The sequence below is a fragment of the Vibrio sp. 10N.261.55.A10 genome, from assembly GCF_041470825.1.
GTDB classification, from domain to species: domain Bacteria; phylum Pseudomonadota; class Gammaproteobacteria; order Enterobacterales; family Vibrionaceae; genus Vibrio; species Vibrio crassostreae_C.
Genome location: NZ_JBFRNC010000093.1, coordinates 1 through 4,529, shown reverse-complemented (window position 1 = coordinate 4,529; position 4,529 = coordinate 1). Strand labels below are relative to the sequence as shown.

Below are 4,529 nucleotides of genomic sequence, written 5' to 3'. Positions count from 1 at the left end.
TTTACTTTAATTGGTATAAATCATAGTGTTTCGCACGTCAGTCGAATAACTTACACAAAAGATTTTCCCGCAGCCCACAGCTCTTAGCTCAGGTTTTTCCCAAAACCAACTCATGATTAGGACTACATCATTTCTGATTCCAGCTGTGAGGTGACTCGAGCATGATTTCAAACGTATCTAGCTTTAAGTTTAGCATTCAGATACTCGAGCCATACGCGCTGTAGATGTTTCCTTTATTAAGTGAGCGGCTCTCAGTATTAGTTAACAGCCTTTCGGCTACGAAATCTGACTTCTGCTCTATCTGTGAATCTATAGGATACGTGTAATTAGGGCTCTATCATGGAGGCTTCTCTTAAGAACGCTAGAGCTCATAATGAGTCGACTTAATGTCTCTTGTTATGCATTGAGCTTAAAACCACTCTCGATGGTATTGAGCGACTCGTTCTAAGTACTTCAAAGGGTGAAAGTAGGCTAGATTCAGCTTAAAGGTGAGAGTCGCTAAGTGTGTTCCCAAGTGGTGCCTGAGGGGTATATAAGCGAAGAAATAGAGCATCCCTCGTATTCGTGAAGTGACGTTTATCACCCTGCGGATTTAGATTCTTTGGTTCTAGGTGCTGGTATATTAGGGGTTACCACTCTGTCTTCGATTTTGATGTGTTTGTTGACTCGATATTAATCAGTCGTGTTGACCGTTTTGCTCTGAGCATATTGATTTCTTGCTGGTTAGTTCAAGCTATGTTTTGGTTATTGCGACTAAGATGATGCTAGAAGGTCACTACTGTTTGCTTAGTAGAAATAAAAATCCCCCAAATCATTGGCGGATAGTTTTGTGATTCTTTTCAGAATTAGATAAAGCCTTAAACCTAATGGGTCGAATTATGAAATTGAGTTTTAACTTTGAAGATGCGAGCCAGATCTTTGTGGGATCTTTTGCCTTGGCCGTGCCGATTTCTTTTTCTGAAGAGGCTTGGAAGTTAGGGGAGACTTTACCTACCGCTAATCTATTGCTGCTATTTTTACTGTCTGCGGTGTTCTTAGGCTTCTATACGTATGAGAGTGTCTTTCAAAAAGATGTTGTTGCTCGGTTGCCGGTGTTTATTTTCAGAATAGTGATTGCTTATGTTATGACGGCATTGGTCGTTGCTTTGGTACTGACTTGCCTGGACAAATTACCTCTATTGAGTGATCCCGTCGTATCGATCAAAAGAGTGATTGTTATTTCAATGCCAGCCTCTATGGGCGCTATTGTAGTGGATAGTTTTGATAAAGAGTAATCTGTGTATCAATTTGGATTGAAGTGTCTTACAGAGCTTTTCAGCGCTTACTTGATTCGTTATTTAGCTTTCTTACCTCCAAACTTAGTATTGATTTTTTCAACCGATCTCCTAGTCAATAAAATGAGTAGCAACGTACTGTGACTGACTCTTACGTGAATGTGTCGTTTGTTGTTGGGAGATTTTGAAGAGCATTAAGTAGCGAAGATTTGTAGCTTTGGAAGGATATAAAAACGGTTGGTTTCTGAATTGAATATGGTATTTGAAAGGTGAGGGTAGTTGTATTAATAAGTTAGGATCTTTAGATGCAAAAAAGCCGCATCAATGATGCGGCTTCTTTTAATTGGCTCCCCTTGCAAGACTTGAACTTGCGACATACGGATTAACAGTCCGCCGTTCTACCAACTGAACTAAAGGGGAATTGATTGTTTAGTCTCTAATCAAGAGAATGGTGCCGACTACCGGAATCGAACTGGTGACCTACTGATTACAAGTCAGTTGCTCTACCTACTGAGCTAAGTCGGCATCATGAATCAAAAAGCTTATGCTTGATGATTAACTTGGCTCCCCTTGCAAGACTTGAACTTGCGACATACGGATTAACAGTCCGCCGTTCTACCAACTGAACTAAAGGGGAATTATTCTTAAAGCTTTAAAGAAATGGTGCCGACTACCGGAGTCGAACTGGTGACCTACTGATTACAAGTCAGTTGCTCTACCTACTGAGCTAAGTCGGCACATAATATTTCTTTGTGCTTTACTGTTGTTGTCTAAGACACCAACAAATAAATTGTGGTGCCCGGAGGCGGAATCGAACCACCGACACGAGGATTTTCAATCCTCTGCTCTACCGACTGAGCTATCCGGGCGACGAGGTGTATTAAACGTGTTTTCGCGTTCTGGGTCAACATTAAATTGCAAAAAAAGTATCGTTTGATGTTTTTCTATACTTAGTGGGTTGTTTTTGCTCATTTGGGGTGAAAAACCTAGGTCTAGCATGCCCTAAAAGATAGTAAAACTACGGTTAACTACACTGAATGGGCGCCGAAATAAAAAAAGCACGTATGAAAACGTGCTTTTTTATTTGAAAATTTTCTAGGGAGTTTAGTGTTTTACTTCAAACCTATTAACCCAAGCTTCTAATTCGTTGGAAAGAGAGGCAAGAGTTTGGGTGCTGTTATGACTTTCTGTTACGACATTGCTCAGTTGGTTACCGCTCTCTTCGATCATATTGATACGCTTCGATATATCATCGCTCACCTGAGTCTGCTCAGCGGCCGCTGTTGCGATTTGATGACTCATTGATGAAATGGACTCTAATGCGACAACAATCTGTTGTAGTGCTTCAGAGGCGTTTTGAGACTCTGTTACGGTGCTTTCACTGGTCGCGGCACACACTTCCATGGTTTGAATTGCGTTGCGAGATCCCTCTTGAAGGTTATTAATCATTAATTGGATTTCTTTTGTGCTCGATTGTGTTCTGCCTGCAAGGTTACGAACCTCATCTGCTACAACAGCAAATCCACGACCTTGTTCGCCAGCTCGAGCTGCTTCAATGGCTGCATTTAGTGCCAATAGGTTAGTTTGCTCCGCTATATCACCAATCACATCCAATACTTTTGCAATGTTGTTTACATCGTTATCTAGGTTAGCGACAGCTTCGCTTGCTGTGCCTAGTTGGCCTGCTAAGCCTTGAATGTTATCTACTGTGTTGTGAATGAGTTGTTGGGTATGCTGGCTCTGTTTGTCGGCCTCGTCGGTGTTGCGCGCGGTATCGCTAGCTGAAGCAGCTACGTTATTGGCTGAAGAGGCCATCTCGGTCATTGCTGTCGCGATCATCTCTGTTGATTGCTGTTGGGTGTCTGTCAGTTGACCAATTGACCCAGCGCGATCTTCTACGCGCTGCAGTTCGCCTCTTAATGCCAGCATTGAAGCGTCAAGGTTTGATACTAGCTCAGCCAATGACTTACTCATTTGTTGTACGGCGTGATAGATACTGCCGTCAATTGCCTGAGTTTCGAAAGAGGTTTGAATTCGACCTTGTGCTACGGCTTGTAGTGCTTCTCGTACGTCTTTAGGTTCGCCGCCAAGAAGCGCTAGCATGCGTTTAATGGATACAATTAGGCTCGCCAGAATAAGACCAGCAATCACGACACAAAGGAATAGCTGCCATTGAGCAGTAGACCAAAAACGAGCGTTAACTTCATTGAACCCGATACCAGTGCCGACAACCCAACCCCAATGTGGCGTTTTCTCTGCAATAGACAGTTTTTCTTCAATCGTTCCATCTGGCAGTTTTTGTGTCCAGGTGTACTCAATGATCTCGCCAGTACGATTACCAAGTACTCTTTGGATTAGCTGCCCAACACTATTGCCGTCGCCATCTTTAAAGTCGTTAAAACTGGTTCCGTGCAGTTGAGGATCTAATGGTGTCGCGATAAACGTCATGTTCTCATCGGCTACGTAAACATATTCATTATCTTTATAGATGTTGTTGCGTAGAAGGCTAGTAGCTAGTTGCTTGGCTTGCTCTTCTTCTAGTGTGCCATCAATCGCCATTTTTTCGACTTCAGTAAGAATGCTGTATGCGCTCTTAAACAGCTCTGTTACGCGAGCTTTGTTGTCCATGTTGCTAGCAACTCTTAAGGTCCATAAGCCTGTAGCCGTCAGTGCTAGCAGGGCGATCAAGATGATGCCCGATAATAAGTAAGCTTGCGTTTTTAGTTTCATATTTCCCCGCGCAGCGATTCAATAATTAGTATTAGGTATAATTCATCGAATCTTAATCTAAGTGGTGTAAGGCAGATATTAGAAAGACATCAAAGTATGATAGGGATTAAATTTTCGAAGAAAAAAAAGTAACAGGACTTGGTTCTATTTGTTTTAATGTGAATATTAGCGGGTCATGAACTTTATAAGGCGTTGGTTCTGTTGTAGTGGATATGCTTTATAGAACTTAGAATCAACTGCTGTAGTAAGAGTACTAAAAGGAGATAACTCAATTTATCGAGACTGATTAAGAGTTAGTGAGGAGCTGATGTGTATATTGAATAGAGTTTGTTTTTGTTCAAACGAAAAAAAGCCAAGTCTTTCGACTTGGCTTTCTTGAATGTGGCTCCCCTTGCAAGACTTGAACTTGCGACATACGGATTAACAGTCCGCCGTTCTACCAACTGAACTAAAGGGGAATTATTTGTGTCAACATCAGGTCTATAAAGACCATTATTTGTTAAGCACCAAATAATGGTGCCTCGA

At 41.9% G+C, this 4,529-nt stretch carries 2 protein-coding genes and 6 tRNA genes; 1 reads left to right on the top strand and 7 read right to left on the bottom strand.

Features of this window, described 5'->3' with window-relative positions:
* Positions 1 to 878: 878 nt before the first annotated feature.
* Complete coding sequence (locus AB4274_RS21425) at positions 879 to 1,274, top strand: DUF2391 family protein (protein ID WP_017060180.1); 396 nt, start codon at positions 879 to 881, stop codon at positions 1,272 to 1,274.
* Between the two features lie 344 nt (positions 1,275 to 1,618).
* On the opposite strand, the gene AB4274_RS21420 is transcribed toward AB4274_RS21425, so the two are convergent.
* The 7 genes from AB4274_RS21420 to AB4274_RS21390 all read right to left on the bottom strand — a co-directional run bounded on the left by AB4274_RS21420 (position 1,619) and on the right by AB4274_RS21390 (position 4,462).
* Positions 1,619 to 1,694 (bottom strand) — tRNA-Asn (locus AB4274_RS21420).
* A 29-nt stretch (positions 1,695 to 1,723) separates the two neighbouring features.
* Positions 1,724 to 1,799 (bottom strand) — tRNA-Thr (locus AB4274_RS21415).
* A gap of 36 nt (positions 1,800 to 1,835) precedes the next feature.
* Positions 1,836 to 1,911 (bottom strand) — tRNA-Asn (locus tag AB4274_RS21410).
* Between the two features lie 24 nt (positions 1,912 to 1,935).
* Positions 1,936 to 2,011: transfer RNA gene (locus tag AB4274_RS21405), tRNA-Thr, on the bottom strand.
* Positions 2,012 to 2,067: 56 nt separating this feature from the next.
* A tRNA-Phe gene (locus AB4274_RS21400) sits at positions 2,068 to 2,143 on the bottom strand.
* A gap of 235 nt (positions 2,144 to 2,378) precedes the next feature.
* On the bottom strand, positions 2,379 to 4,004 hold the full coding sequence (locus tag AB4274_RS21395; RefSeq protein ID WP_372113182.1) for a methyl-accepting chemotaxis protein: 1,626 nt from the start codon (positions 4,002 to 4,004) through the stop codon (positions 2,379 to 2,381).
* 382 nt (positions 4,005 to 4,386) lie between these two features.
* Positions 4,387 to 4,462 (bottom strand) — tRNA-Asn (locus AB4274_RS21390).
* Between the last annotated feature and the right edge of the window lie 67 nt (positions 4,463 to 4,529).

What these genes read in the sequence shown, in the direction of transcription:
- AB4274_RS21425 (WP_017060180.1), top strand. Translation starts at nt 879, where the DNA reads ATGAAATTGAGTTTTAACTTTGAAGATGCGAGCCAGATCTTTGTGGGA.
- AB4274_RS21395 (WP_372113182.1), bottom strand. Translation starts at nt 4,004, where the DNA reads ATGAAACTAAAAACGCAAGCTTACTTATTATCGGGCATCATCTTGATC.